The sequence below is a fragment of the Falsiroseomonas tokyonensis genome, from assembly GCF_019024325.1.
In the GTDB taxonomy this organism is placed as follows: Bacteria; Pseudomonadota; Alphaproteobacteria; order Acetobacterales; family Acetobacteraceae; genus Falsiroseomonas; species Falsiroseomonas tokyonensis.
The window spans coordinates 262581-287028 of sequence record NZ_JAFNJS010000001.1 but is presented as its reverse complement, the minus strand read 5'-3'; the positions used below and the strand labels follow the sequence as shown (position 1 = coordinate 287028).

At 71.5% G+C, this 24448-nt stretch carries 16 protein-coding genes; 11 read left to right on the top strand and 5 right to left on the bottom strand.

Annotation, left to right across the window (positions count from 1 at the left end; genetic code table 11):
* Window positions 1-29: 29 nt before the first annotated feature.
* Window positions 30-695 carry an MlaC/ttg2D family ABC transporter substrate-binding protein gene (locus tag J3S20_RS01280; protein ID WP_216833871.1) on the bottom strand — a complete coding sequence of 222 codons (666 nt, stop codon included), beginning with the start codon at window positions 693-695 and terminating at the stop codon, window positions 30-32.
* Window positions 696-724: 29 nt separating this feature from the next.
* Window positions 725-1561, bottom strand: coding sequence for an MlaA family lipoprotein (locus J3S20_RS01275; RefSeq protein ID WP_246602223.1), 837 nt, complete (start codon window positions 1559-1561; stop codon window positions 725-727).
* Between the two features lie 206 nt (window positions 1562-1767).
* Between J3S20_RS01275 and metF the strand changes: the two genes are divergently transcribed.
* Window positions 1768-2703, top strand: a complete 936-nt coding sequence (metF, locus tag J3S20_RS01270; RefSeq protein ID WP_216833868.1) for a methylenetetrahydrofolate reductase [NAD(P)H] — start codon at window positions 1768-1770, stop codon at window positions 2701-2703.
* A gap of 231 nt (window positions 2704-2934) precedes the next feature.
* Window positions 2935-3921 (top strand): tripartite tricarboxylate transporter substrate binding protein, encoded by a 987-nt coding sequence (locus J3S20_RS01265; protein WP_216833867.1) that lies wholly within the window; start codon window positions 2935-2937, stop codon window positions 3919-3921.
* Between the two features lie 103 nt (window positions 3922-4024).
* Here the strand turns inward: J3S20_RS01265 and J3S20_RS01260 are convergent, their stop codons facing one another.
* Window positions 4025-4447, bottom strand: a complete 423-nt coding sequence (locus J3S20_RS01260; protein WP_216833866.1) for a hypothetical protein — start codon at window positions 4445-4447, stop codon at window positions 4025-4027.
* Window positions 4448-4514: 67 nt separating this feature from the next.
* A complete protein-coding gene (locus tag J3S20_RS01255) occupies window positions 4515-5453 on the bottom strand; it encodes a hypothetical protein (RefSeq protein ID WP_216833865.1) in 939 nt (312 codons plus the stop codon).
* 82 nt (window positions 5454-5535) lie between these two features.
* Between J3S20_RS01255 and J3S20_RS01250 the strand changes: the two genes are divergently transcribed.
* The 3 genes from J3S20_RS01250 to J3S20_RS01240 all read left to right on the top strand — a co-directional run bounded on the left by J3S20_RS01250 (window position 5536) and on the right by J3S20_RS01240 (window position 9546).
* On the top strand, window positions 5536-6069 hold the full coding sequence (locus J3S20_RS01250; RefSeq protein WP_343215130.1) for a pentapeptide repeat-containing protein: 534 nt from the start codon (window positions 5536-5538) through the stop codon (window positions 6067-6069).
* A gap of 10 nt (window positions 6070-6079) precedes the next feature.
* Window positions 6080-8314 carry an ATP-dependent helicase gene (locus tag J3S20_RS01245; RefSeq protein WP_216833863.1) on the top strand — a complete coding sequence of 745 codons (2235 nt, stop codon included), beginning with the start codon at window positions 6080-6082 and terminating at the stop codon, window positions 8312-8314.
* A 308-nt stretch (window positions 8315-8622) separates the two neighbouring features.
* On the top strand, window positions 8623-9546 hold the full coding sequence (locus tag J3S20_RS01240; RefSeq protein WP_216833862.1) for a 50S ribosomal protein L11 methyltransferase: 924 nt from the start codon (window positions 8623-8625) through the stop codon (window positions 9544-9546).
* Window positions 9547-9733: 187 nt separating this feature from the next.
* Here J3S20_RS01240 and J3S20_RS01235 read toward each other — a convergent pair whose 3' ends face one another.
* Window positions 9734-10144: a DUF1127 domain-containing protein gene (locus J3S20_RS01235; RefSeq protein WP_216833861.1), complete on the bottom strand. Its 411-nt coding sequence runs from the start codon at window positions 10142-10144 to the stop codon at window positions 9734-9736.
* Between the two features lie 186 nt (window positions 10145-10330).
* On the opposite strand from J3S20_RS01235, the gene J3S20_RS01230 reads away from it, so the two are divergent.
* The 6 genes from J3S20_RS01230 to J3S20_RS01205 all read left to right on the top strand — a co-directional run bounded on the left by J3S20_RS01230 (window position 10331) and on the right by J3S20_RS01205 (window position 24442).
* Window positions 10331-12133, top strand: coding sequence for an aminopeptidase P family protein (locus J3S20_RS01230; protein ID WP_216833860.1), 1803 nt, complete (start codon window positions 10331-10333; stop codon window positions 12131-12133).
* A gap of 184 nt (window positions 12134-12317) precedes the next feature.
* Window positions 12318-13421, top strand: a complete 1104-nt coding sequence (locus tag J3S20_RS01225) for a glycosyl hydrolase family 8 (RefSeq protein WP_216833859.1) — start codon at window positions 12318-12320, stop codon at window positions 13419-13421.
* 81 nt (window positions 13422-13502) lie between these two features.
* On the top strand, window positions 13503-14687 hold the full coding sequence (locus J3S20_RS01220) for a hypothetical protein (protein WP_216833858.1): 1185 nt from the start codon (window positions 13503-13505) through the stop codon (window positions 14685-14687).
* Window positions 14688-14718: 31 nt separating this feature from the next.
* Window positions 14719-15519: a cellulose biosynthesis protein BcsQ gene (gene bcsQ / locus J3S20_RS01215; protein WP_216833857.1), complete on the top strand. Its 801-nt coding sequence runs from the start codon at window positions 14719-14721 to the stop codon at window positions 15517-15519.
* Window positions 15504-20492 carry a UDP-forming cellulose synthase catalytic subunit gene (gene bcsA / locus J3S20_RS01210; RefSeq protein ID WP_343215129.1) on the top strand — a complete coding sequence of 1663 codons (4989 nt, stop codon included), beginning with the start codon at window positions 15504-15506 and terminating at the stop codon, window positions 20490-20492. The genes bcsQ and bcsA overlap by 16 nt, the downstream gene beginning before the upstream one ends.
* Window positions 20489-24442: a cellulose biosynthesis protein BcsC gene (locus J3S20_RS01205; protein WP_216833855.1), complete on the top strand. Its 3954-nt coding sequence runs from the start codon at window positions 20489-20491 to the stop codon at window positions 24440-24442. Before bcsA ends, J3S20_RS01205 begins: the two co-directional genes overlap by 4 nt.
* The last annotated feature ends 6 nt before the right edge of the window (window positions 24443-24448 follow it).

Genomic DNA, 24448 nt, shown 5'->3' with positions numbered 1-24448 from the left:
CGGTTCCACTGCGTCACCCATGGAAAGCGTCAGGCCCCTTCGCGGGCGGCAAGCTGGCCGATCTGCTGGCGCATGGCGCCGAGCAGGGCCTGCACGTTGTTGCCGTTGCGGGTGATCACGCTGCTGTATTCGCTGCGCGTGGTCAGGCGCAGGCTGGTGCCTTCCGCGATCACGTCGACGATCTTCGGCTGGCCGTCGATCTCCGCCACCCGCCAGTCCAGGCCAAAGGCTGGGGTGCCGGCACGCTCGACGATGGTGGAGACCAGCACGTCCTCCTCCGTCCGCGCCTGGCTGCGGCCGAGGGAGAAGGTCAGGCCCTGGTATTCGCCGAAGCGGGAGGAGAGGTTGCGGATCAGAACCTCCTCGAACAGCCGCAGGTATTCCTGCTGCTGCTGCGCATTGGCAGTGCGCCACCAGCGGCCGAGGATGAAGCGGCCCACGCCTTCCACATCCACCGCCCGGCGCAGGATGGCGCCGACGCGGTCACGCCGGGCCGGCACCGGGCCATCCATGTTGATGGCGGCGACCAGTTCCTGCCCGGTGGACTGGATGAAGGCGGAGGCGCGGTTGATGTCCATCTGCTGCGCCTGCGCGCCGCGCGTCAGTCCGAGCAGGCCGATCGCGCCGAGGATGAGCGGGCGGCGCGCCAGGGATTGTGCCGTGGATCGTGCCGGGGATCGGTCAATCGCTGTCATGGGCTAATCCTGTTCTTTTCGGGCCGCGCTCAGCGCCGCAGGCCCTGGATGCCGGAGCCGAGGCCGGAATCGGAGGTCGCCGCGGCCCCGGTCGGTGCATTGCGGATCTCCACCAGCCGCCGCTGCCGATAGGCGCTGCGGATGGTGGCATAGGGGTCGAGGGAGGTAGCGCGCACCTGGTCGAGTGGTTCAATCAGGCCTTCCCGCGCATCGAGCGCGGTGGTGGTGGTGCGGGTGATATTGATCGCCTCCCAGGTCTCGGCATTGCCGGTATAGGTCAGCGGGTTCATCGCCACGTCGCCGGCGAAGCCCACCACGTCCCGCGGGCTGGAGGGGCCGAGCACCGGGATGAACAGGTAGGGACCTTCCGGCGCGCCCCAGACGGCCAGCGTCTGGCCGAAATCCTCGGTATGGCCGATCAGGCCGAAATCCTTGGCGCGGTCGAAGATGCCGCCGATGCCGATGGTGGTATTCACCAGGAAGCGGCCCGTGGTGGTGGCGGCGCGCTGGGTCTCGCCCTGCAGCAGGTCGTTGGCCAGGATCACCGGGGTGCGGAGATTGGCCAGGACATTGCGGATGGCGGTGCGGACCTCGGGCGGCAGGAAGATGCGATACATCTCCGCCGCCGGGCGCAGCACCAGCGTGTCCAGGCCCTCGTTCACGAAGAAGGCGCCGCGGTTCAGTGGCTCCAGCGGGTCGTTGTTGGCGCGGAATTCGGCCACCGCCTCGGCATCCCTGGGATCCGGGCGGGTGGCGCAGGCGCCGAGGCCGAGGGCGAGCGACAGGGCCAGGAAGGGAAGGGCGCTGCGGGTCCGGTCGCGGCCCCGAAGGGTGCCCGGGGCGTTGGAGAGGCGGGAGCGGATCAACGGGTGACCTCCGGAAGCAGGCAGCCGGCCAGGGGACGGCCATCGCCACCCAGGACTTCCTGGGCCGCGTTGTCACCCTTATATGCATAGCCCGGCACCAGCGAAACGGCGGTGCCGATGAAGTTACGGTACGAGACATCCCACCGCGGCCAGGCGGGCTTCCGCCACCGCGCCTCGCCCTGCCTATCCGCAAGAGAACCCGCCCGATGGACATGGCCCTTCCCGGAACCCTGCAGCGTTGGTTGACCGGCCCGCGCGTCGCAAGCCTGCCCGTGCCGACCGAAATGCCGCCGCCGAAGCTGTCCTTCGAATTCTTCCCGCCGAAGAACGAGGCGCTGGAGGCCGCGCTCTGGGCCGCGATCCGGCGGCTGGAGCCGCTGGGGCCGCGCTTCGTCTCCGTCACCTATGGCGCCGGCGGCACCACCCGCAGCCGGACGCATGAGACGGTGGCGCGGCTGGCCAAGGAAACCTCCCTGACGCCCGCGGCGCACCTGACCTGCGTCGGCGCCACCCAGGACGAGGTGGATGAGGTGGCGCGGGACTACATGGCCGCCGGCGTCCGCCACATCGTGGCGCTGCGCGGCGACCCGCCGGCGGGCGCCAGCGAATACACGCCCCATCCCGGCGGCTATGCCCAGGCCGAGGACCTGGTGCGGGGGCTGCGCCGGATCGGCGATTTCGACATCTCGGTGGGCGCCTATCCGGAGACTCATCCGGCTGCCGCCTCGGCCGCGGCGGACCTCGATTTCCTCAAGCGCAAGATCGATGCCGGCGCGACCCGGGCCATCACCCAGTACTTCTTCGACACCGATGTCTATCTCCGCTTCATCGATCGCTGCGCGGCGGCCGGCATCACCGTGCCGATCGTCCCGGGCATCCTGCCGGTTTCCAATTTCGGACAGGTGAAGAAGTTCAGCGCCATGTGCGGCGCCTCCGTCCCCGCCTGGATGGGCAAGCTGTTCGAGGGGCTGGAGGAGGATGCCGACAGCCGCCGGATGGTGGCGGCCGTGGTGGCGGCGGAGCAGGTGCGGCTGCTGCAGGCCAATGGGGTGGACGAGTTCCACTTCTACACCCTGAACCGCGCCGACCTGACCTATGCCATCGCCCATCTTCTGGGCGCCCGGCCGCAGAAGGCCGGGTAGCCGGCCGTCCTGAAAAGCCCTCTCCACCCGATGGGGGGGTTGAACGCATGCGTTCAACGGTTGGGTGAGGGGGGCGTGACGCGCCCGAGCGCCGCCCGCCCAGCCATCGGCCCGCATGCCGACACCCCCGGCCCCGAGACCCGACCCCGCGGGCCCGAAACGAGCTTCCCCTCCACCCCAAGCCGGGTCCAGCATGCCGGTGCCGGCGTCAGACCGGATGTGGAGGAACCCATGACGACCACCCGCCGCGCGGCCCTGCTGGCCGCGCCCACCCTTCTGCTCGGCAGCCGCCTGGCGCGCAGCCAGGGATCAGGCACCGGGGCCTGGCCCACCCGCCCCGTGCGCATCGTGGTGCCCTATACGCCGGGCGGCGTCTCCGACATCACCGCGCGGCTGATCGCGGAGCCGATGGCCGCCGCCATGGGCGTCGCCGTGCCGGTGGAGAACCGCGCCGGCGCGGATGGCGTGATCGGGACGGAGGTGGTGGCCCGCGCCCCGGCCGACGGGCATACGCTCGCCCTGGTCTCGGTCGGCCATCCGGTGAATGCCGCCTTCTACCGGCTGCCCTATGACACGATGCGGGACTTCACCTTCATCAGCCTGACCACGAAGACGCCGCTGGTGCTGTGTGCCGCACGCGGCTTCGGCCCCTCCACCCCGGCGGAGCTGGTGGCGCATGCCAAGGCCCGCCCGGCCGGGCAGGTGACCTTCGCCGGGACGGGCGGCGTGGTGCGGCTGGCGCCCGTGCTGTTCGGCCAGCGGACCGGCATCGAGATGACCTATGTGCCCTATCGCGGCTCGACCCAGGCGCATCCGGACCTGATCGCCGGCCGCGTCGACATCATGTTCGACACGGTCCCGGCCGCCCTGCCGCATATCCAGGCCGGCACGCTGAAGGCGCTGGCCACCACCGGCGCGGTGCGGGCGCCGCAGCTGCCGGATGTGCCGACCCTGGGCGAGACGGTGGCGGGGTTCGAGGCCTCCACCTGGGGCATGGTGATGGGCCCGGCCAACCTGCCCCGCCCGGTGCTGGACCGGCTGCACCGGGAGATCACGGCGGCGGTGACGCGGCCCGAGATCGTGGCGCGCCACCGGGCGCTGGGGGCGGAGGTGGTGACCTCCAACCCCGACGAGACGCGCGGCTTCGTCCAGGCCGAGATGGAGAAATGGGGCGCCGCCGCCCGCGCCGCGGGGGTGCAGCCGCAGAATGCGGGGTAGCTATAGCATTTTCAAGCCTTGCGGCTTCGCAAGGCGACTCGGAAAATGCGATAAAACAAAGAGCTAGAGCCGTTTCACCGTCTTCGCTTTCGGTGAAACGGCTCTAGCGCACCCCCAGGATCCACTCCGCCAGGAACAGCGTGCCGAACAGCGTGCCGGCGAAGATCAGCAGGTGGTTCCTGACCGCGTCGCGCCGGAACACCATGGCAGGCGGCGGCGGCGGGGTGGCGGAGGCGGCGAGTGCCGCCAGCCCGCGTGGTTCCTCCGGCACGGCCGGGCTGGCCTGGGCCTGAAGCTGGGCCTGGGCCGTCTCGGCCGGGGTCAGGCAGGGGCCGAGATAGGTGAAGCGGCGGGCCGCCTCCTCCGCCGTCACGGCGCTGCCGTCCCAGACCATCCATTGCCGCAGCGCGCCATTCCAGCCGATGGGCAGTGGCGCCTGGGCGCGATCCTCCACCCGCGCCACCCAGTGCCAGGGGCGGGTTGCGTCGGCGGGCTCGCCGGGGCGGGCGGGGTCGGGCCAGGCCATGCAGCCATTCCTTCTTGGGACGTGCCGCCATAGCAGGGCGTGAAACGGGCGCTGGCAAGAGGCTCCGTCAGGTCAAAAGCCGCGCCCGCAGCCGGTCATAGACCGGGCGCAGCAGCACCGGCGACAGGAACAGCGGGAACTGGCACAGCGCGAAGAACATCAGGATGCGCGCATCGGTGGCCGCCGGCAGCACCGCCAGGTACAGCGCCATGTTCCGGTTGCCCGAGAGCAGCCCGGCGGACAGCGCGACGCGCGCCCCCGCCGGCTTCAGGAAGGCCAGCGCCGTCAGCAGGTTCAGCCCGAAATTGCCCAGGAAGGCCAGCGCCACGCCGCCCAGCACCCAGAGCGGCTCGGCCAGCAGCATGGCCTGCACGCCATCCATCACGCCGAAGCCGTAGAAGACCACCAGCAGCACCATCGCGCCATCGACGCTGCGGCCATAGGTCGCCAGGCGCTGCGGCCCGGCCAGCCGGCGGATCACCAGCGAGACCGCCAGCGGCAGCCCCACCACCAGCGCCAGCCGCGCCATCAGCCCGCCGAGCGAGATCGCGAGATCAATGCCCATCAGCCCCAGCGCCAGCGGCGGCGCGGTGAAGGGGATCAGCAGCGTCGACAGCACCGCGACAACCAGGGAGATCTCGCCATCCAGCCCTACCATCCGCGCGAAGGCCGGGGAGGAGGTGGCGGCGCAGCCGGTCGCCATGATGACCACGGCCGCGGCCAGGGGCCCTTCCATCCCCAGCAGCCGCACCAGGGCGAAGACGATCAGCGGGCAGGCCAGCAGCACCCAGGCCAGCAGCGCGGCCACCAGCAGCGGCCGGCGCAGATAACCCAGCACCTGGACGAAATCGACCCGCAGCAACACCAATGTCATCAGGCAGGCGACAACAGGCGTCACCACATCCCGTGTCGCGGCGGCCAGCGGCGGCAGCAGCACGCCGAGGAAGACGCCAAAGCCCAGCAGGGCACCGCCATGCCGGGCGGACCATTCGAGAAGACGGACCAAGGGGAACCCAATGGCTCAGGGACGGGAAGCGGGACAGGCGGGTGAGGTTGGCGTTGTTCGACCTGTGTTCTATATCCAAGCGGTGCGCGGACGTCATCACACCACCGATCGGGCCCGGCGCCTGCCCCTGCTGGCACTGCTGGCTTTCCTGGCCCTGGTCCTCGGTGGCGGCCCCGCGCTGGCCGCCTGCACGGAACCGCCCGGCACGGGGGTGGACTGGCGACGCTGCAACCTGGATGGCCGGGACCTGGCCGGCGCCGACCTGTCCGGCATGCAGTTGCGCGATGCCTCCCTCCAGCGCACCAACCTGGAGCAGGCGCGGCTGGTGGGGGTGGAAGGCACCTATGTGCGCTTCGTCTCCTCCAACCTGAACGGCGCCGACCTGACGGGAGCCACGTTGCGGGAGGCCGATTTCACCCGCGCCACCCTGCGCGGCGCCAAGCTGGCGCGCACCGATCTGCGCCGCGCCCGGCTGTACCGCGCCGACCTGACGGAGGCTGACCTGACCGGCGCCATGCTGGGCGGCACCGATTTCACCGGCGTCAACCTGGCCGGCGCCACCTGGACCGACGGCACCCGCATCTGTGCCGCCGGCTCCGTGGGATCCTGCCAGTGAGTGCTCCCCAATGAATGCTCCGGCACCCCAGCAGGACTACCTGGCCCGGCTGAACCCGGAACAGCGCCTGGCGGTGGAAACGCTGGACGGCCCGCTGCTGGTGCTGGCCGGCGCCGGCACCGGCAAGACCAGCGTGCTGACCACCCGCTTCGCCCATCTGCTGATGACCGGCCGCGCCCGCCCCTGGCAGGTGCTGGCCGTGACCTTCACCAACAAGGCGGCGCGGGAGATGCGGGAACGCGTCGCCACCATCCTCGGCCAACCGGCGGAGGGCCTCTGGCTCGGCACCTTCCACGCGCTCTGTGCCCGGATGCTGCGGCGGCATGCCGAGATCGTCGGGCTGAAGTCCAACTTCACCATCCTCGACACCGACGACCAGATGCGCCTCCTGAAGCAGATCATGGAGGCCGCCGGCGGCATCGATTCCAAGCGCTGGCCGGCGCAGGGGCTGATGGCGGTGATCCAGCGCTGGAAGGATCGCGGCCTGACCCCGGCGCGCATCACGCCGGCCGAGGATTCCGACTACGCCAACAACCGCGCCCGCGCGCTGTACGACGCCTATCAGCGCCGCCTGATCGAACTCAACGCCGCGGACTTCGGCGACCTGCTGCTGCACGTCACCGAAATCCTGCGCACCCGCGCCGATATCCTGGCCGACTACCACCGGACCTTCCGCTACATCCTGGTGGACGAGTACCAGGACACCAACCTGGTCCAATATCTGTGGCTGAGGCTTCTGGCGCAGAACGAGGACCCGACTCGCAGAAACATCTGCTGCGTCGGCGACGACGACCAGTCGATCTATTCCTGGCGTGGCGCCGAGATCGAAAACATCCTGCGCTTCGAAAAGGACTTTCCGGGCGCGCGCATCGTGCGGCTGGAGTCGAACTATCGTTCCACCAAGCCGATTCTTGCCGCCGCCGCCGGGCTGATCGCGCGCAACGAAGGCCGCCTCGGCAAGACACTGCGCGCTGGCCGCCAGGACGCCGAGGGCGACAAGGTGCGCGTCGTCTCGCTCTGGGACTCCGAGGAAGAGGCCCGCATGGTGGGCGAGCGCATCGAACAGGCACAACGCAAGGGCCACCCGCTTTCCGAATTCGCCATTTTGGTCCGCGCCGGCTTCCAGACCCGCAGCTTCGAGGAACGCCTCATCACCCTCGGCCTGCCCTACCGCGTGGTCGGCGGGCTGAAATTCTACGAGCGCGCGGAAATCCGCGACGCCATGGCCTATCTCCGCTTCCTGCACCAACCCGCGGACGACCTGGCCTTTGAACGCATCGTCAACACGCCGAAACGCGGCCTCGGCGACAGCGGGATGCGCGCCCTGCACCAGGCCGCCCGCGCCGAGAACATCCCCCTCGCCCTCGCCGCCGAACGCATCGCCGAGACCGACACCCTCAAGCCGAAACCCCGCACCGCACTCCGCGAACTCATGCGCGGCTTCGTCCGCTGGCGCGGCATCAACGAGAAGGAAGGCCACGTCGTCGCCGCCGCGACCCTGCTCGACGAATCTGGCTACACCGAAATGTGGAAGCAGGACCGCAGCCCCGAAGCGCCCGGCCGCCTCGAAAACCTCAAGGAGCTGCTGCGCGCCCTCGGCGACTACCAGACCCTCGCCGGCTTCCTCGACCACGTCGCCCTGGTGATGGAAACCGACGAGAACGCCGAAGCCGAACGCGTCCAGCTCATGACCCTCCACGCCGCCAAGGGCCTGGAATTCGACACCGTCTTCCTGCCCGGCTGGGAAGAAGGCCTGTTTCCCTCGCAACGCTCCCTCGACGAAGGCGGCGACAAATCGCTCGAGGAAGAACGCCGCCTCGCCTATGTCGGCATCACCCGCGCCCGCCGCACCGCCACCATCAGCCACGCCGCCAACCGCCGCATCTACGGCAACTGGACCTCCTCACTGCCCTCCCGCTTCCTCGACGAACTGCCCGAAGACGCCATCATCCGCGAAGGCCAATCGACCATCCGCGCCAACCGCATGGCCGACACCCCCTCCGTCTTCCTCGGCCAGTCCGGCCTGATGGCCCGCCGCCCCCGCATCACCGACGCCAACCCCTGGGACACCCGCGAACGCCCCCCACGCGAATCCTCCCTGACCAAGGGCGAACGCGTCTTCCACCAGAAATTCGGCTACGGCACGATCACCGACATCGACGAAGACCGCCTCGACATCACCTTCGACCACACCGGCCCGAAACGCGTGCTGGACCGCTTCGTCCAGAAGGCGAGCGAGGTGTAGGGGGGGCTTGGAGGTTGTCGCGGGTGGTTCGCGGGGGGCTTTGCCCCCCGCACCCCCCACCAGGAGGCAGTGGCCTCCTGGACCACAGGACTTTGTGCAGGAAGGGAGAGGGGCCCAGAGGTACCGCCGAACATGCGGTCGCTCCGGCCCCTCTCCCTTCCTGCACATGATTCAAGGGTTCCAAGGGGCCACTGCCCCTTGGCGGGAGGGTGCAGGGAGGGCGGAGCCCTCCTTGCAATCACCCCGCGCCACCCTCCAAAGCCCCCACAACCCTCGCCCCCCCTTCCGGATGAAAAGGTTCAGCCTGCATGTCGCGTGATGTTTATGCCCAGCGTCAGGCGCGGCGGGCGGAGCCGTTGGAGACGGTTTGGTTCGATGATTTGCCCGAGGCGGCGGTGCCGATGTTTGAGGCGGCGTTGTTGCGGGTGTGTCCCTCCGTCGCGATTTTCCGGGATGAGGCGACGGACACCTGGCGGGTGGAGGGGGTGCGGGCGCGCGGGGCGGGGGATGAGGAGTTGGCGGGGGCTTTGGCCTTGGCGGCGCTCGTCACCGGGGTGACGGCGGAGTTGCGGGCGGAGCCGGTCGAGGCGGAGGGGTGGCTGGCCCGGACGGTGGCGAGCTTCGGGGAACAGGAGATTGGCGCCGGGGTGCTGGTGCGGCCGACGCATGTGCCGGAGCGGCGGATCTATGGGCGCATGGTGTTGAAGCTGGATGCGGGGATCGCCTTCGGCTCGGGCGAGCATGGGTCCACGCGCGGCTGTCTGGTGGCGTTTGAGCGGGTGGCGCGGGATGGCCGGGCGCGGCGGTTGCGGCGGTTGCTGGATCTGGGGACGGGGTCCGGGATCCTGGCGATGGCGGCGGCGAAGCGGTTGCGGCGGAAGGTTCTGGCCACGGATATCGAGCCATGGAGTGTCCGGGTGGCGGAGGAGAATGCCCGGATGAATGGGGTGGGCCGGCTGGTGCGGGCGCGGCTGGCGGATGGCTGGCGGGACCGGCATGTGCGGGCCGGGCGGCCTTATGACCTGGTGTTTGCCAATATTTTGGCGCGGCCGCTGTGTTCGATGGCGAAGGATCTGAGTGTGGGTTTGGCGCCGGGGGGCACGGCGATCCTGGCGGGTTTGCTCGGGACGCAGGTGCGGATGGTGCTGGCGGCGCATCGGCGGCGCGGGATGGTGCTGGAGCGGCGTTTGCCGCAGGGCGCCTGGGCCACGCTGGTCTTGCGTCGGCGGTAGGGGCCCGGACATGCGACGGGGCCGGCACTTTGGGTGCCGGCCCCGCGCTTCCGCCACGGTCCCCGCGAGTGCGGGACTAGTCTGCAGCGGGTAACTGGGGCGCGCCCTTGGTTTGGGGGGCTTGGGGGCGCGCCATGCGCGCCGTCACCTTGGGGGGGAGTTCGGTGACGGTGCGGATGGGGAAACGTCAGGCCGCGGCGGCGGTTCCCTTGTTCGGCAGATTCGCGTTCGCCGGGGCCAGGGTCTTGATCTGGACCTTGGTGGTGGCGAGCTTCGGCGCCGGGGCCGGCACGCGGAACTCCGGCTCGAAGACGCGGGCGATTTCGCCGCGGGTCAGGCCGATATCGGCCAGTTCGCGGTCGGTCAGGCTGCGCAGGTTCTCGTAGGTGCGGCGCCGCTCGGGCCAGCTGGCGATGGTGCGGCCGAGGAAGGCCAGGCCGCGGCCGAGGCTGGAGAAGAAGCGCACGACGCCATCGGCGATCGCCTGGTCGCGGGCGCGGATGGCTGCGTGGCGCAGCACTTCGATCTCGCGGGCCGTGCGGTCCGGGTTGGCGATGGCGAACAGGGTGGCCTGTTCCAGGCTGTGGCGGGGGTTCATGATGACCTCTGATGGGGTTGCGAGGTGGCCTGACCGTCCTTGGCCTGGGCCACCGCGCTTCGCAGCTGCAACATAGGCGTATCGGCGCCACAGGTGATGCGTCGAAGCCACAGCCAAGCCATGCGCTCCACGCATGAAACACTGTGGACACATGTTTCATTATTAGGGCTCGGGTAACACATCGCCATGACAGCAGCCGCCCAGCGTATCGCCTCCAAGCGTATCGCATCCACGCGTCTGGCCGACCTGCGGGCCGAACTGGCCCGCCGCGACCTCGATGGCCTGCTGGTGCCGCGGGCTGATGCCTTCCTCGGCGAATACGTGCCGCCCTCGGCCGAGCGCCTGGCCTGGCTCAGCGGTTTCACCGGTAGTGCCGGGCTCGCTCTGGTTCTGCGGGACCGCGCGATCCTTTTCGTCGATGGCCGCTACACCACCCAGGCGGCGGCGGAGGTGGCGCCCGGGCTTTGGGAGCTGCGGCACCTGCTGGAACAGCCGCCGGCGGAGTTCCTGCGCACAGACTGCGCCGGGGCGCGCATCGGCTACGACCCCTGGCTGCATCCGGCCGCGGCGGTGGAGCGCCTCGAGGCCTCCGGCGCCCGGCTGGTGCCGCAGCCCTCCAACCCCGTCGATGCCGTCTGGACCGATCGCCCCGCCCCGCCCTCCGCCCCCGCCCAGCCGCATCCGATCGACTTCGCCGGGGTGGAAGGGGCTGCGAAGCGGGAGGAAGCGGCCGCCAGGCTGCGGGCGGACGGGGCGCAGGCCGCGGTGCTGGCGGATCCGCATTCGGTGGCCTGGCTGCTGAACATCCGCGGCCAGGATCTGGGCCATACGCCCTTGGTGCTGGCCATGGCGCTGCTGCGCGCCGATGCGCGGCTGGACCTGTTCCTGGACCCGGCCCGCGCCGATGCGGCGCTGCGGGCGCATCTCGGCAATGCCGTCGCGCTGCACCCGCCCGAGGCGCTGCCGGCGGTATTGGAAGGGCTGGCCGGGCAGCGGGTGCGGCTGGATCCGGATGTGACGCCAGCCTGGTTCGGCCAGCATCTGCGCGCTGCGGGGGCGGAGGTGGTGGCGGGCGAGGATCCCTGCCGCCTGCCGCGCGCCTGCAAGAATCCGGTGGAGCAGGAAGGCGCCCGCGCCGCGCATCTGCGCGATGCGGTGGCGCTGTGCCGCTTCCTGGCCTGGTTCGCGGAAGCCGCGCCCGCGGGCGCGGAGACGGAGCTCTCCGCCGCAGCAAAACTGCTGGCATTGCGGGCGGAGGGCGCGCATTTCGTGGCGGAAAGCTTCCCCGCCATCAGCGGCGCCGGCGAACATGGCGCGATCATCCACTACCGTGCGACGCCGTCCAGCGACCGGCCGATCCGCCCCGGCGAGTGCTACCTGATCGACAGCGGCGCGCAGTACCGGGACGGCACCACGGATGTCACCCGCACCCTCTGGACCGGCCCGGGCGATCCGCCGGCGGAGCTGGCCGAGCGCTACACCATGGTGCTGCAGGGCCATCTGGCGCTCTCCGCCCTGCGCTTTCCGGAAGGCGTGGCCGGGCCGCATCTCGATTCGCTGGCGCGGCGCAGCCTCTGGGCGGCGGGGCTCGATTACGACCATGGCACCGGCCACGGGGTCGGCAGCTTCCTCTCGGTGCATGAGGGGCCGGCCGGCATCAGCCGCTCTGCGAAGCCGGTGCCGCTGCGGCCGGGCATGATCCTGTCCAACGAGCCTGGCTTCTATCTGCCCGGCGCCTATGGCATCCGCATCGAGAACCTGCTGCTGGTCCGCCAGGCCGCCGGCCTCCCGGGACAGTCGAAACCCTTCCTGGACTTCGAGACGCTGACCTGGGCGCCCTATGAGCGGCGGCTGATCGCGCTGCCGCTGCTGGCGCCGGCGGAGCGGGCGCAGATCGACGCCTACCATGCCGCCTGCCTGGCGCGGATCGGCCCGCTGCTGCCCAAGGCGGCCGAATCCTGGCTGCGGGCCGCCTGCGCGCCGCTCTGATCCGAACGCCAACGGTTCTGGTGTCGCAATCAAAAACGCGTGAGATTTGCCTGCTTCGCGCCGAAGGGTGCGGAACGATCCAAGGCGCAACCTATGCGCGTAGTTTGCTGGACTTGTTCAGAAGAAGGTTGTTGAGTGTAAACGTAAACGCCCGCTTCACCCGCCTCTGCGACCCTAGGCCCCCATGTCCTTCCCCCTTCGTCGCCGCACCTTTCTCGCGCTGGCCGCCGCCACCCCATCCTTGGCGGCGCCCTCGCTTGGGCTTGGCGCAACGGGTGATCGTGCCGGGCCCGGCGAGCCAGCGCTGGACCCGGAAGAATGGCGGGCCTTCGCCAGCCGCTTCCTGCGTCCCGATGGGCGGGTGGTGGACACGGCCAACCAGGGCATCTCGCATAGCGAGGGCCAGGGCTGGGCGCTGCTCTGCGCCGAGCAGGCGCTGGACCGGGAGGCCTTCGACAGCATCCTGGGCTGGACCCGGCGGGTGCTCGGCCGGCCGCATGATGCGCTGCTCTCCTGGCGTTTCCGGCCGGATGCCTCGGGCCATGGCGGGCAGGTGGACGATCCGAACAATGCGACCGATGGCGACCTGATGTATGCCTGGGCGCTGCTGCGCGCCGGGCGGCGCTGGCGGTCCGCCGACTATACGGCGGAGGGTGTGGCGGTGGCGCGCGACGTGCTGCGCCTGCTGGTCCGCCAGGTGGGGGACGAGATGGTGCTGCTGCCGGGCGCCGCGGGCTTCGAGCAGCGCGACCATGTGGTGATCAATCCCTCCTACTACGCCTTCCCGGCCTTCCGGGCGCTGGCCCAGGCGGTACCGGACCCGATCTGGCTGCGGCTCGCCTCGGATGGGCTTTCGCTGCTGCGCCGGGCGCGATTCGGCCGCTGGGGTCTGCCGGCCGATTGGGTGGCGCTGCCGCGCACGGGGGGGCGACCCTCGCCCGCCCCGGGATGGCCCGCCCGATTCTCCTACGACGCGGTCCGCGTACCGCTCTACCTGGCCTGGGCCGGGCTGGGGCGGGAGCCGGCTGCGGCGGGCGCCGCGCGCTTCTGGTCCGATCCGAATCATCGTCGGATGCCCGCCTGGACCGATTTCGGTTCCGACGCGATCTCACCCTATGCGGCGCCGTCCGGAATTGTAGCCGTTGCTCAATTGGCGATTGCGAAGCACGCGGAAGTATCGCCGATGCCGTCCTGGCCCTTCTCTGGTGAAGCCAAGGATTACTATTCTGCCGTGCTGACGCTGCTCGCTCGTCTCGCCTGGAGAGATTCGCTGCAAGCTTCGATATAAGTGTGCCTCCGGGACAGAGATTAGGTATTCCCTAACGGGCGCGGTCACGGCATGTTGCGCCGCGATTGGGGGTTAATTCGCATGCGCCAAGATACGGATGTGGCCCGGGTCGCCGCCGCGTTGCGGACCCCCGCTATCCGTTACCGTAGTTTTGGGAACGAGCCGGTCCGGAATCCTGCACCGGGTCCGGAGGCGGATCCCTATGCGCTGCTCGGCGCCGCCATGACGGCGGCGGCCGAGGCCGGGCAGCAGCAGGGCCAGCCGCCGGCCGAGCCCTGGCAGGCGCCCCCGCCTGAGGCCCCCGCGGCCGTGCCGCCCGAATTCTATGCGGCGTCCCCGCCCCAAGCCTATGCGCCACCGCGGGAGACTTACGCGCCGCCGCCCGAGGTTCATGTGGCTCCGCTGCCCGAGGCCTATGTGGCCCCCGCGCCACAGTTCGCCGCGCCGCCGCCGGAGCCGCAGCCTTGGCAGTCGCCGCCAAGGCCGCCCGAAGCCGCGCCCGCCCCCGTGGCCTGGTCCGATCCGCCGGCGCCCCCCGCCTGGGCGGAACCTGCCGCCCGCGCGCCGCTGCCCGAACCCACCCCGCCACCCGCGCCGATCCCGCCGCCCCCCGTGCAGGCCTGGCATGAGCCGGAGCGGACCGAGCCGGTTCCCGTGCCCGCGCCGGCACCCGTCGCCAGCGGCTGGACGCCCGCGGCCCCCGCGCCTGCCGCGGCGCCGGCCCCGGTCGCACCGCCGGCCGCCTCGGCGATGGTCGCGCCGCCCGCGGCCCCGGCGCCTCAGCCGGAAGCTGCGCCGGCCCCGGCCCCGACCCCGGCCGCGCCACCGGCGCGCTTCGGCGTGGCCGACATGACGCTGCTGCACGCCGCCGATGTCGCCGTGGCCGCGCCGCCGCCGCCGCGCCCCCCGCTATCCACCTTGGCGGAGCTCTCCTCCGCCCCGCCGGCGCCGCGGGCGGGCCGCCCGGACCTGGCGCCGCTCGCGCTTTTCCCGCTGATCGAGGCGTTGGACCTGCCGGGCGGCCTCGGCGCCCGCCGCGCCGCGATGCGGGAGCCGGATGAGCGCGCCCACGCGCCCGCCCCCTCCTCGGCGCCCGAGCCCGCCGCGCCGCCGCCGCCCCGGCTTCTCGCCGCCGCCGAGATCGATCTGCCGCTGGCCGAATTGCTGCGGCTGCTCGCTGCCGACCCGGCCGATTCGGCCGATGGCTTCCTCGCCCTGCGCCGCCCCCTTGGGTCACACCCAGGCGCAGACCGCCTCGACACCTGATGTTCCTTAAGCCGGGAGGTTTCCCCCGACCATGCCGCTAATCTGTTTCGCCTCCCCCAAGGGCGGTGTCGGCAAGACGACGCTCACCGCCAACCTCGCCGACGCGCTGCAGCGCGAGGGTCGCCGCGTGCTGGTGATCGATTTCGACCCGCAGAACACCCTGCGCCTGCATTTCGGCGTGCCGCTGACGGATATGGGCGGCTTCACGGCGGACCTGCCGCGCCGCCCCGACTGGCGCGCCTGCGTGCGGGAGACCGCCTCCGGCGTGATGGTCCTGCCGCATGGCGCCATGGAGCTGCGCGGCGCCCTCGGCCTGGCCGCGGCGCTGGAGCGGGATCCGGAGCTGCTGGCGGCGCCGATGCGCTCCATCCTGTCCGACCCCGGCCTGACGGTGATCGCCGATACCTCCCCCGGCCCGTCGCATGCGCTGGCGGTGCTGGTGCCGATGGCCTCGATGGTGATCGCGGTGCTGCAGGCGGAAGCCATCAGCGCGGCGCTGATCCCGGATATCGACAGCGGCCGCTTCCTCGGCTCGGGCACCATGGCGGCGCTGTTCGCCGGGCGGCTGCGCGTGGTGCTGAATGAGGTCGACCTGAATTCCCGCCTGTCCCGCGCCGCGGCGGATGCGGTGGCGCGCCACCTCGGCCCGCGCCTGCTGGGCGCCGTCAGCCGCGACGAGACCATGGCCGAGGCGCTGGCCATGCAGAAGCTGGTGCAGGAAATCGCGCCGGACAGCCGTGCCGCCGAGGATATCCGCGGCATCGCGCGGGCGGTCGAGGCCGCGCTGCCGGCGGCGCCGGAAGGCTTTGCCATGGGATGGGGCGCGCGATGAGCTTTGCCCAGTCGCTGCGCCACCGCCGCGCGTTCAGGGGCGGACCCTGGGCGCGGCGCTGGGTTGCCTGGCCCTTGATGGCGCTGAGCCTGGTCATCGGCCTGACCTTCATGGTTGCGCCGCTGCAGGCGGAACAGCAGGCCTGGCTGGCGGTGGCCGGCTTCCTGCTGTTCCTGGTGGCCAATCGCATCCCGGGCCGGGCGATGACGATCTTCATCGTCTTCATGTCCTGCCTGGTCTCCATGCGCTACATCTACTGGCGGATGGTCGATACGCTGGAATTCACCAGCTTCATGCAGACCTTCCTCGGCACTGGCCTGCTGCTGGCCGAGATCTACGCCGTCTCCACCATGCTGCTGGCCTATTTCCAGGCGATCTGGCCGCTGGACCGCAAGCCGGTGCCGCTGCCCGAGGATCCGGACCAGTGGCCGACCATCGACGTCTTCATCCCGAGCTACAACGAGCCGCTGGAGATCGTGAAGCCCGCCATCTACGGCGCGCTGGCCATCGACTGGCCGCGCGACAAGATGAACGTCTACCTGCTGGATGACGGCAGGCGCGACGAATTCCGCCGCTTCTGCGAACAGGTGGGCTGCAACTACCTGATCCGCGCCGACAACAAGGGCGCCAAGGCCGGCAACATCAACGCCGCGCTGAAGGTCACCAACGGCGAGTTCATCTGCATCTTCGACTGCGACCACGTGGCGACGCGCGCCTTCCTGCAGCTGACGGTGGGCTGGCTGCTGCGCGACCGCGACCTCGCCATGGTGCAGACGCCGCACCACTTCTATTCGCCCGACCCCTTCGAGCGGAACCTCGCTTCCGGCCAGCGCGTGCCGAACGAAGGCCTGCTGTTCTACGGCCTGGTGCAGCAGGGCAACGACCTGTGGAACGCGGCCTTCTTCTGCGGCAGCTGCGCGGTGATCCGGCGCGAGGCGCTGCTGGAAGTCGGCGGCGTGCCGACCGAGACGGTGACCGAGGATTGCCACTGCTCGCTGAAGATGCAGCGGCGCGGCTGGCGCACCGCTTATCTGCGCGTGCCGCTGGCCGCCGGCCTGGCGACGGAACGCCTGATGCTGCACATCGGCCAGCGCATGCGCTGGGGCCGCGGCATGATCCAGATTCTCCGCATCGAGAATCCGATGCTTGGCGCGGGGCTCAAGCTCTACCAGCGCTGCTGCTACTTCATGTCGCAGTTCCACTTCCTGTTCCCGCTGCCGCGCTTCGTCTTCCTGACCGCGCCGCTGGCCTTCCTGCTGTTCGGCGAAAGCATCATCGCAGCCAGCCCGCTGGCCATCGTCGCCTATGCGGGGCCGCATATCCTGCATTCCGTCGGCGCCACCAGCCGCCTGTCCGGCCATGTCCGGCACAGCTTCTGGTCCGAGATCTATGAGACGGTGCTGGCGCTGTATCTCATCCCCGTCATGCTCGCGACGCTGCTCGATCCCAAGAAGGGAAAGTTCAACGTCACGGACAAGGGCGGCACGCTGCAGGAAGGCTTCTTCGACCTGCGCGCCGTGGGGCCGAACATGGTGCTGGCGCTCGCCCTCATCGCGGGGCTGCTGTCCGGCATCTACGGCATGACGACGAACAACTACGACAGCCTGGACTTCCAGGCCTATGCCTTGAACTTCCTGTGGGCCGCCCTGTCGTTCGTGGTGGTGCTCGCAGGCCTGGCCGTGGGCCGCGAACGACGCCAGGTGCGCGAACGCGCCCGCGTGGGCGCGGTGATCGCGGCGAATGTGGTGCTGGCCGATGGCCGGGTGATCGAAGGCGAGACCATGGACCTGTCGCTGGGCGGCGCTGCCGTCGCGATCGAACGACCGGGCGATGTCCCGGACAATGCGGCCATCACGCTGGAGCTGGATGTCGGCCCCGAATGGGTGGCGATCCCGGCCGAGGTGCTGCGCTGGCAGGACAGCCGCATGCAGGTGCGCTTCGCCGCGCAGACCCTGCATGACGAGGGCAATATCGTGCGCGCCGTGCTCGGCCGCGCCGATGCCTGGGTGGACTGGGACGATGTGCGCGAGGACAAGCCGCTGCGCTCCCTGGGCGAGGTCGCGCGCTCGATCGGCGGCCTGTTCCGCGGCGACAGCCAGTTCTCCTTCTTCACGCGCCGCCAGCGCCGCAACAAGGTGGTGATGCGCACGGAGCCGGCGGCGGTGGACGCCGTGGCAGCGGAGGCCCAGGCCGATACCGCGACCGATGCCCCGGCCGAGCCCACCCCCGCCGCGCCCGGCGGGCGCCGCCCGCGCGGCGAGACCACCGTGCGCCGCGCCGCGGCCATCGCGCTCGCGCTCGCCCTCGGTGCCCCTGGCCTGGCGCAGGCGCAGGTGAACCTGCGCGGCGCGCCGCCGCCGCCCACCGCGCTGCAGCCGGGGCCGCAGGGCCTGCCGCTGACGCTGACGCCGCAATCCCCGGGCATCGGCACCTTCGGCGCGCCGGCGACGCAATCCGGCGCGGTGCCGCTGCAGGTGCAGAACTCGGCCCCGCTCAACCCGATCATGCCCTTCAACCAGGTGCCGTCGGCGCAGCCGCCGCAGGGCGTCACGCCGGGTGCACCCCAGGGCGCCTTCCCGGGGTCTCCCCAGGGTGCCTTCCAGGGCGCTCCCCAGGGCGTGCCCCTGACGCCCTTCGGCCAGCCGGCGCAGCCCGGCCAGGCGCCGGCGCAATCCGGTGCCTCGCCCTTCGGCCAGCCGGGCCAGTTCCCGGGCCAGCAGGGCCCGATCGGCACCGCCAATCCGCCGCCCACAGGCCTGCCGCCGCTGCCCGTCGCGCAGCCCGGCTTCCAGGGTGGGCCGGTGATCGGCAGCTTCGGCGCGCCGACCGGCGATATCGGCTCCACCCGCACCGAAACCCGCACGCTGCGCCAGCTCGGCCTGCGCGCGCCGATGCAGATGCGCGGCACCTCGGACCTGCAGGGCGTGCTGTTCGGCGTCCGCGGCGACGAGGTGGTGACCGGCGCGCGGCTGGTGCTGCAGGGCGCCACCAGCCCGGCGCTGATCCCGGAATACAGCCAGATCTCCATGGCGCTGAACGAGCAGTTCGTCGGCGTGATCAACCCCGATCGCAACCGCCCCGCCTTCGGCCCGCTGGAATTCCCGATCAACCCGGTCTTCTTCGCCGACCTGAACCGGATGAACTTCCGCTTCACCGGCCGCTACACGCTGGAGTGCAACGACCCGCTCTCCGGCCTGCTCTGGGCCAATATCTCGGACCTCTCGACCCTGCAGCTGACGCTGGAGCGCCTGCCGCTGCAGCGCGACCTGGCCCGCCTGCCGGAGCCCTTCTTCGACCCGCGCCTGCTGCGCGAGCCGCTGCTGCTGCCGGTGGTGGTGCCGGAGGCGGTGAGCAACGAGAGCCTGCAGGCGGCGGCCACCGTCGCCTCCTGGTTCGCGGTGCAGGCGGACTACCGCGGCGCCAGCTTCCCGGTCTCCTTCACCCTGCCCCAGCGCGGCAATGCCGTGGTGATCGCGGGCGGGGCGGAGACCATCCCCGGCCTGGCCCTGCCGCGCTTCGACGGCCCGACGCTCGCCCTGGTGCCGAACCCGACCGACCGCTTCGGCCTGATCCTGGTGGTCGGCGGCCGGAATGGGGAGGAAGCGGCGCAGGCCGCCGTGGTGCTGGCCGGCAGCAAGGAAGCGCTGGCCGGCGAGATCGCGGTGGTGCAGCCCGTCAGCGTGCCGCCGCGCCAGCCCTATGACGCGCCGCGCTGGGTGCGCAGCGACCGCCCGGTGCGCCTGGGCGAGCTGGTCGACCCCTCCGAGCTGCAGGCCTTCGGCTATGCGCCCGGCCCGATCTCCGTGCCCTTCCGCACGGCGCCGGACCTCTATACCTGGCGCGGCCGGCCGCTGCCGGTGGAGCTGAACTACCGCTCCCCGCCCGGGCCGATCATGGATGTCGCGGTCTCCCGCCTCGATATCGCGCTGAACGACATCTACCTGCGCAGCCTGCCGCTGCGGGATCCGGAGGCGCCCTGGCCGCTGTCGATCCTCAGCCGGCAGTTCGGCCAGTCGGAACGGATGACCGGCCGCTTCGGCCTGCCGCCCTACCTGATCTTCGGCATGAACGAGCTGCAGATGCGCTTCGACATGCGGCCGCTGCATCGCGGCGACTGCATCGCGGTGCCGGCCGATGTGCGCGCGGGCATCGACCCGGACAGCACCATCGACCTGTCCGATGCGCATCGCTTCACCACCCTGCCGAACCTCGCCTTCTTCTCCGGCTCCGGCTTCCCCTTCACCCGCATGGCGGATTTCTCCGACACCGCGGCGGTGCTGCCGGATCGGCCGAATGAGGTCGAACTGACCTCCTTCCTGACGCTGATGGGCCGCCTTGCGGCGCATGTCGGCCATGCCAGCACGGGCATCCGCGTGGTGCGCGCCGCGGCGCTGGACAGCGTGGCCGGGCGCGACCTGCTGGTGATCGGCACGCTCGGCCGCCAGCCGGCGCTGGAGCGGCTGCTGCGCGACGGGCCGGTGACGCTGGAGGGCAATCGCCTGTCCGTCGCGCTGCCGGATGCGCTGGAAGGCTTCCGCAACCTGTTCCTGGGCGACGAGCCGCGCGTGGCGCGTGAACAGGCGCAGGCGCTGCTCGCCTCCCCGGGTGAGGGCCTGGGCATCCTGATGGGCTTCGAAAGCCCGCTGCGCTCGGGCAAGTCCGTGGTGGCGCTGACCGGCACAACGCCGCAGGGGCTGGAGCAGATGTTGGCCGCGCTGCGCGATCCGGAACAGGCGCCGCGCGTGCAGGGCGACCTGGCCATCCTTTCCGCCGGGCGAATCACCGGCTTCTCGCTGGGCAACCAGTACACGGTCGGCACGCTGCCGCCCTACATCTGGCCGCAATACTTCCTGCAGACGCGGCCGGACCTGCTGCTGCTGCTGCTGGCCATCGCCTGCGCCATCGTTGCCGTTCCCGCCTATTGGGCGCTGCGCCGTCGCGCGGCCATCCGTCTCCGGACGAGGACCACATGACGAACTTTCGCTTGCCACGCCTCTCCGGCAGCGCCTTCCGGGCCAGCCTGCTCTGCACGGCGCTGATCGCCGCGCCCGCTTTGTTTCCAGCGGCCCTTGCGCAGGACCGCGGCGTGGCCGCGCTGCTGGACCAGGCGAACTACTGGAAGCTGCAGAACCGGCCGGACCAGGTGGTGCGTACCCTGGAACGCGTGCTGCAGGTGGATCCGCGCAATGCCGATGCCCTGGCCGGGCTGGCGGAAGCGCAGGCCCAGCTGGGCAATGTCGCGCAGGCGCAGCAGGCACTCGGCCAGCTGCGTGCCACGGCCCCGGCGGATCCGCGCACCGTGCAGGCGGATGTCGCCGTGCGCACCTCCACCGTCGATGCCGGCCAGCTGGCCCAGGCGCGGCAGCTGGCCCAGGCCGGCCGCAATGCCGAAGCCGTGGAACGCTACCGCGCCCTGTTCGGCGGCGCCCCGGTGCCCGACAGTTTCGCACTGGAGTATTATCAGGCCCTTGCCGGCACCGAGGCCGGCTGGCGGGAGGCGCGTGACGGGCTCGGCCGCCTGGCCCAGCGCAACCCGACCAATACCGCCGTGCAGCTGGCCAATGCCCAGGTGCTGACCTACCGCGAGGAAACCCGCGCCCAGGGCATCGAGGCGCTGCGCCGCCTCTCCGGCCAGCCCGGCAGCCAGCAGAGCGCCAGCGCCGCCTGGCGCCAGGCGCTGACCTGGCTGGGCCAGGGGCCGGAGGCGGTGCAGCCGCTGGAAGGCTATCTGCAGCAATTCCCGAACGACGCCGAGATCCAGCGGCGGCTGGAGGAAGCCCGCGCCCAGGTGCAGCCGGTCGATCCCACCGGCAATCTGCGCATGGATGGCTGGGAAGCCTTCGGCCAGGGCCAGATCCGCGCCGCGGAGGAACGCTTCAACGCGGTGCTCGCCATCAATCCGAACGATGCCGATGGCCTGGGCGGCCTCGGCCTGGTGCGGCTGCGGCAGGGCCGGCGCGCGGAAGCGGCGCGGCTGCTGCAGGCGGCGATCGATGCCGATCCCTCCCGCCGTGCGAATTGGGAGGAGGCGCTGCGCGGCGCCACCACGGTCGCGCGCGGCCCCGCCGGTGGCGGACGCGGCGCGGCGACGGGTGGTGGCGGCGGGGGCGGCGGCGCGCCGGGCCCGGATATCCAGGCGGCGCGCAACCTCTTCGCAGCCGGCAACTACAGCCAGGCGGAGCCGATCCTGGCACGCATCGTGGCGCGCGGCGGCGGCGACCGGCCGGATGCCGAGGCGCTGCAGGGCGATATCGCGCTGCGCCAGGGCAATCCGGCGCTGGCCGAGGAACGCTATCGCGCGGCGCTGGCGCGGCGCAGCAATTTCGGCGCGGCCATGTCGGGCCTGGCCAATGCGCTGCAGGAACAGGGCAAGTTCGCCGAGGCCGAGGAGGTGTATCGCCGCATCGGCGGCACCAATGCGCCCCAGGTGCGGGCCGAGGCGCTGCGCGCCGAGGCGCAGCGCACGGATGACCCGCAGGCCGCCGCCGCGCTGCTGCGCGCCGCCATCCAGAACGATCCATCGACCCCCTGGCCGCGGCTGGAACTGGCGCGGCTGATGGCGCGGTCGGGCGAAGGCGCCGCCGCGAACCAGATGGTCGCGGCCATGGTCGCCAGCCCGGCAACGCCGGATACGCTGCACGCCGCCGCCATCTTCAACTTCGAGCAGGGCCGGCCGGATGAGGCGCTGCGCCTGCTGGAACGCGTCCCGGCGCGGGCGCGCAGCGCGCCGCAGAACCAGCTGCTGGCCTCCGCCCGGGTGCAGGCGGAAGTGCAGTCCGCCGCCGCGCTGGCCCGCATCGGCCGGCGCCAGGAAGCCCGCACGCGGCTGGTGGCCATCGCCTCCCGCCGCGATCCGACCGGGGAGGCGGGGCCGGCGGCGGTGCGCGCGCTGAATGCCATCAACGACCCGCGCGGCGCGCAGGAGGCGGCGCGGGCCTATGCCATCGCGGCGCGCGGGCAGCCGCCGGCGGCGCAGCTGGCCGCGGCCGCCGCCCTGGCGGAGGCCGGGCTGAACGCCGATGCGGCGCAGGCCGCCGTGGCGATCGATCCGCGGCGGCTGACCTCGGAACAGCGGCGGCAGGCCAATGACCTCTCGGCCGGCCTGTCGATCCGCGCGGCGGACCAGCTGAACCAGCGTGGCCAGCAGGCGGCGGCCTTCGACGTGCTGGCCCCGACGCTGCGGCAGAATCCGGAAAACCCGGCCGCCAACCTGGCGCTGGCCCGCCTGTACCAGGGCGCGCGGGACCCGGAGCAGGCCGGGCGGATCGCGGAAGCCGTGCTGTCGCGCAATCCGCGCGACACGGATGCGCGGCAGGCCGCCATGGACGCCGCCATCGCCAATCGCGACTGGGGCAAGGCGGAGGCGCTGCTCTCCGAAGGCCGCGCGCTGATGCCGAACGATCCGCGCATCCCGCTGCTGGAAGCGCGGCTGGCGCGGGCCTGGGGCGACCAGCGCCGCGCCCGCAATGCGCTGGAAGCGGCGGCGGAGATGCGCCGCCAGCAGATCGGCCTGACCGACCAGCCGGGCCTGCTCGGCGGCAGCATGGTGCCGCAGGCCACCCTGCCGGGCCAGCCGGCGCCGCAGCCGGGCTACGAGAACCCCTTCCGCCGCGTCCCGCTCTCCGGCCAGGATTTCGGGCAGGCGCCAGCGCAGGGCCGGATGCAGGGCCAGCAATTCGCCCAGGCGCAGGGCTTTGGCGGGCAGGGCTATGCGCCGCAGGGGCTGGCCGTCGCGGCGCCCCCGGCCGATCCGCTGCTCAGCGAGATCAACCGGCAACTCGGCGAGGTGCGGCGCGAAGCCGCGCCGCGCATCACGCCGGCCATCGGCATGCGGGTGCGCTCGGGCGATGACGGCATCGATTCGCTGACCGAGACCCATGCGGGGGCGGAAGGCAGCATCGCCGTGCCCGGAATCGGCGGCCGCCTGACGGCGCGCGCCAGCGCGGTCAGCCTGGATTCGGGCGACCTGGCGCAGACCCTGTCCTCGATGCGGCGCTTCGGCGGCTATCCGGCCGTGCTCGCCGGCAACAACGGCACGCTGACCCAGGCCCAGGCCGCCACCACCCGCAATGCCGAGACCAGTCAGAGCGGCGTGGCCCTGGGCGCCGCCTACAGCCTCGGCAATTTCTCGGTGGATATCGGCACCACCCCGCTGGGCTTCCTGCGGGAGAACATGGTCGGCGGCATCGAGATCGCGCCCGAGATCGGCGATGGCGTGCGCCTGCGCCTGACGGCGGAACGTCGCGCCATGACGGACAGCCTGCTGGCCTGGGGCGGGGCACGCGACCCGGCGCTGGGCAGCACCTGGGGCGGCGTGGTGCGCACCGGCGGCCGGGCGCAGATCGAATTCTCCAGCGGCGAGACCAATTTCTACATCGCTGGCGGCTACTACAGCATGAGCGGCGAGGGCGTGGCCGAGAACAGCCGCATCGAGGCGGGCGCAGGCTTCCAGACGCCGATCTGGCGCTCGGCCACCGAGGAGCTGGTGACGGGCCTGGACCTGGTCTACTTCGCCTATGACAAGAACCTGCGCTTCTTCACGCTGGGCCATGGCGGCTACTACAGCCCGCAGAGCTTCATCGCGGCGAATGTCCCGATCGACTATCGCGGCCGGTCGAACAACCTGTTCTACCGCGTCGGCGCCAGCATCGGCGTGGCCAGCTTCACCGAGGACCGCACCGCCGTCTTCCCGAACGACACCGGGCTGCAAAGCGCGCTGGAGGCCCGGGCGGCCAGCGAATCCGGCGTCGATGCCTTCTATGCCGGCCAGTCCAAGACCGGGCTGACAGGCGGGCTGCGCGGCGACATCGAATACATGATCACGCCGCAGCTGCGCATCGGCGGCGCGCTGCGCTTCGACCAGGCAGCGGATTGGAGCGAGACGCGCGGCCTCGTCTATGCCCGCTACCGCTTCGATCGCTGACGGGGG

Bases quoted from the DNA above. Each gene is read 5' to 3' on its own strand.
- J3S20_RS01225 (WP_216833859.1), top strand. From the start codon at position 12,318: ATGTCCTTCCCCCTTCGTCGCCGCACCTTTCTCGCGCTGGCCGCCGCC.
- J3S20_RS01240 (WP_216833862.1), top strand. From the start codon at position 8,623: ATGTCGCGTGATGTTTATGCCCAGCGTCAGGCGCGGCGGGCGGAGCCG.
- bcsA (WP_343215129.1), top strand. From the start codon at position 15,504: ATGGGGCGCGCGATGAGCTTTGCCCAGTCGCTGCGCCACCGCCGCGCG.
- J3S20_RS01245 (WP_216833863.1), top strand. From the start codon at position 6,080: ATGAATGCTCCGGCACCCCAGCAGGACTACCTGGCCCGGCTGAACCCG.
- metF (WP_216833868.1), top strand. From the start codon at position 1,768: ATGGACATGGCCCTTCCCGGAACCCTGCAGCGTTGGTTGACCGGCCCG.
- J3S20_RS01280 (WP_216833871.1), bottom strand. From the start codon at position 695: ATGACAGCGATTGACCGATCCCCGGCACGATCCACGGCACAATCCCTG.
- J3S20_RS01265 (WP_216833867.1), top strand. From the start codon at position 2,935: ATGACGACCACCCGCCGCGCGGCCCTGCTGGCCGCGCCCACCCTTCTG.
- bcsQ (WP_216833857.1), top strand. From the start codon at position 14,719: ATGCCGCTAATCTGTTTCGCCTCCCCCAAGGGCGGTGTCGGCAAGACG.
- J3S20_RS01260 (WP_216833866.1), bottom strand. From the start codon at position 4,447: ATGGCCTGGCCCGACCCCGCCCGCCCCGGCGAGCCCGCCGACGCAACC.
- J3S20_RS01235 (WP_216833861.1), bottom strand. From the start codon at position 10,144: ATGAACCCCCGCCACAGCCTGGAACAGGCCACCCTGTTCGCCATCGCC.
- J3S20_RS01230 (WP_216833860.1), top strand. From the start codon at position 10,331: ATGACAGCAGCCGCCCAGCGTATCGCCTCCAAGCGTATCGCATCCACG.
- J3S20_RS01205 (WP_216833855.1), top strand. From the start codon at position 20,489: ATGACGAACTTTCGCTTGCCACGCCTCTCCGGCAGCGCCTTCCGGGCC.
- J3S20_RS01220 (WP_216833858.1), top strand. From the start codon at position 13,503: ATGCGCCAAGATACGGATGTGGCCCGGGTCGCCGCCGCGTTGCGGACC.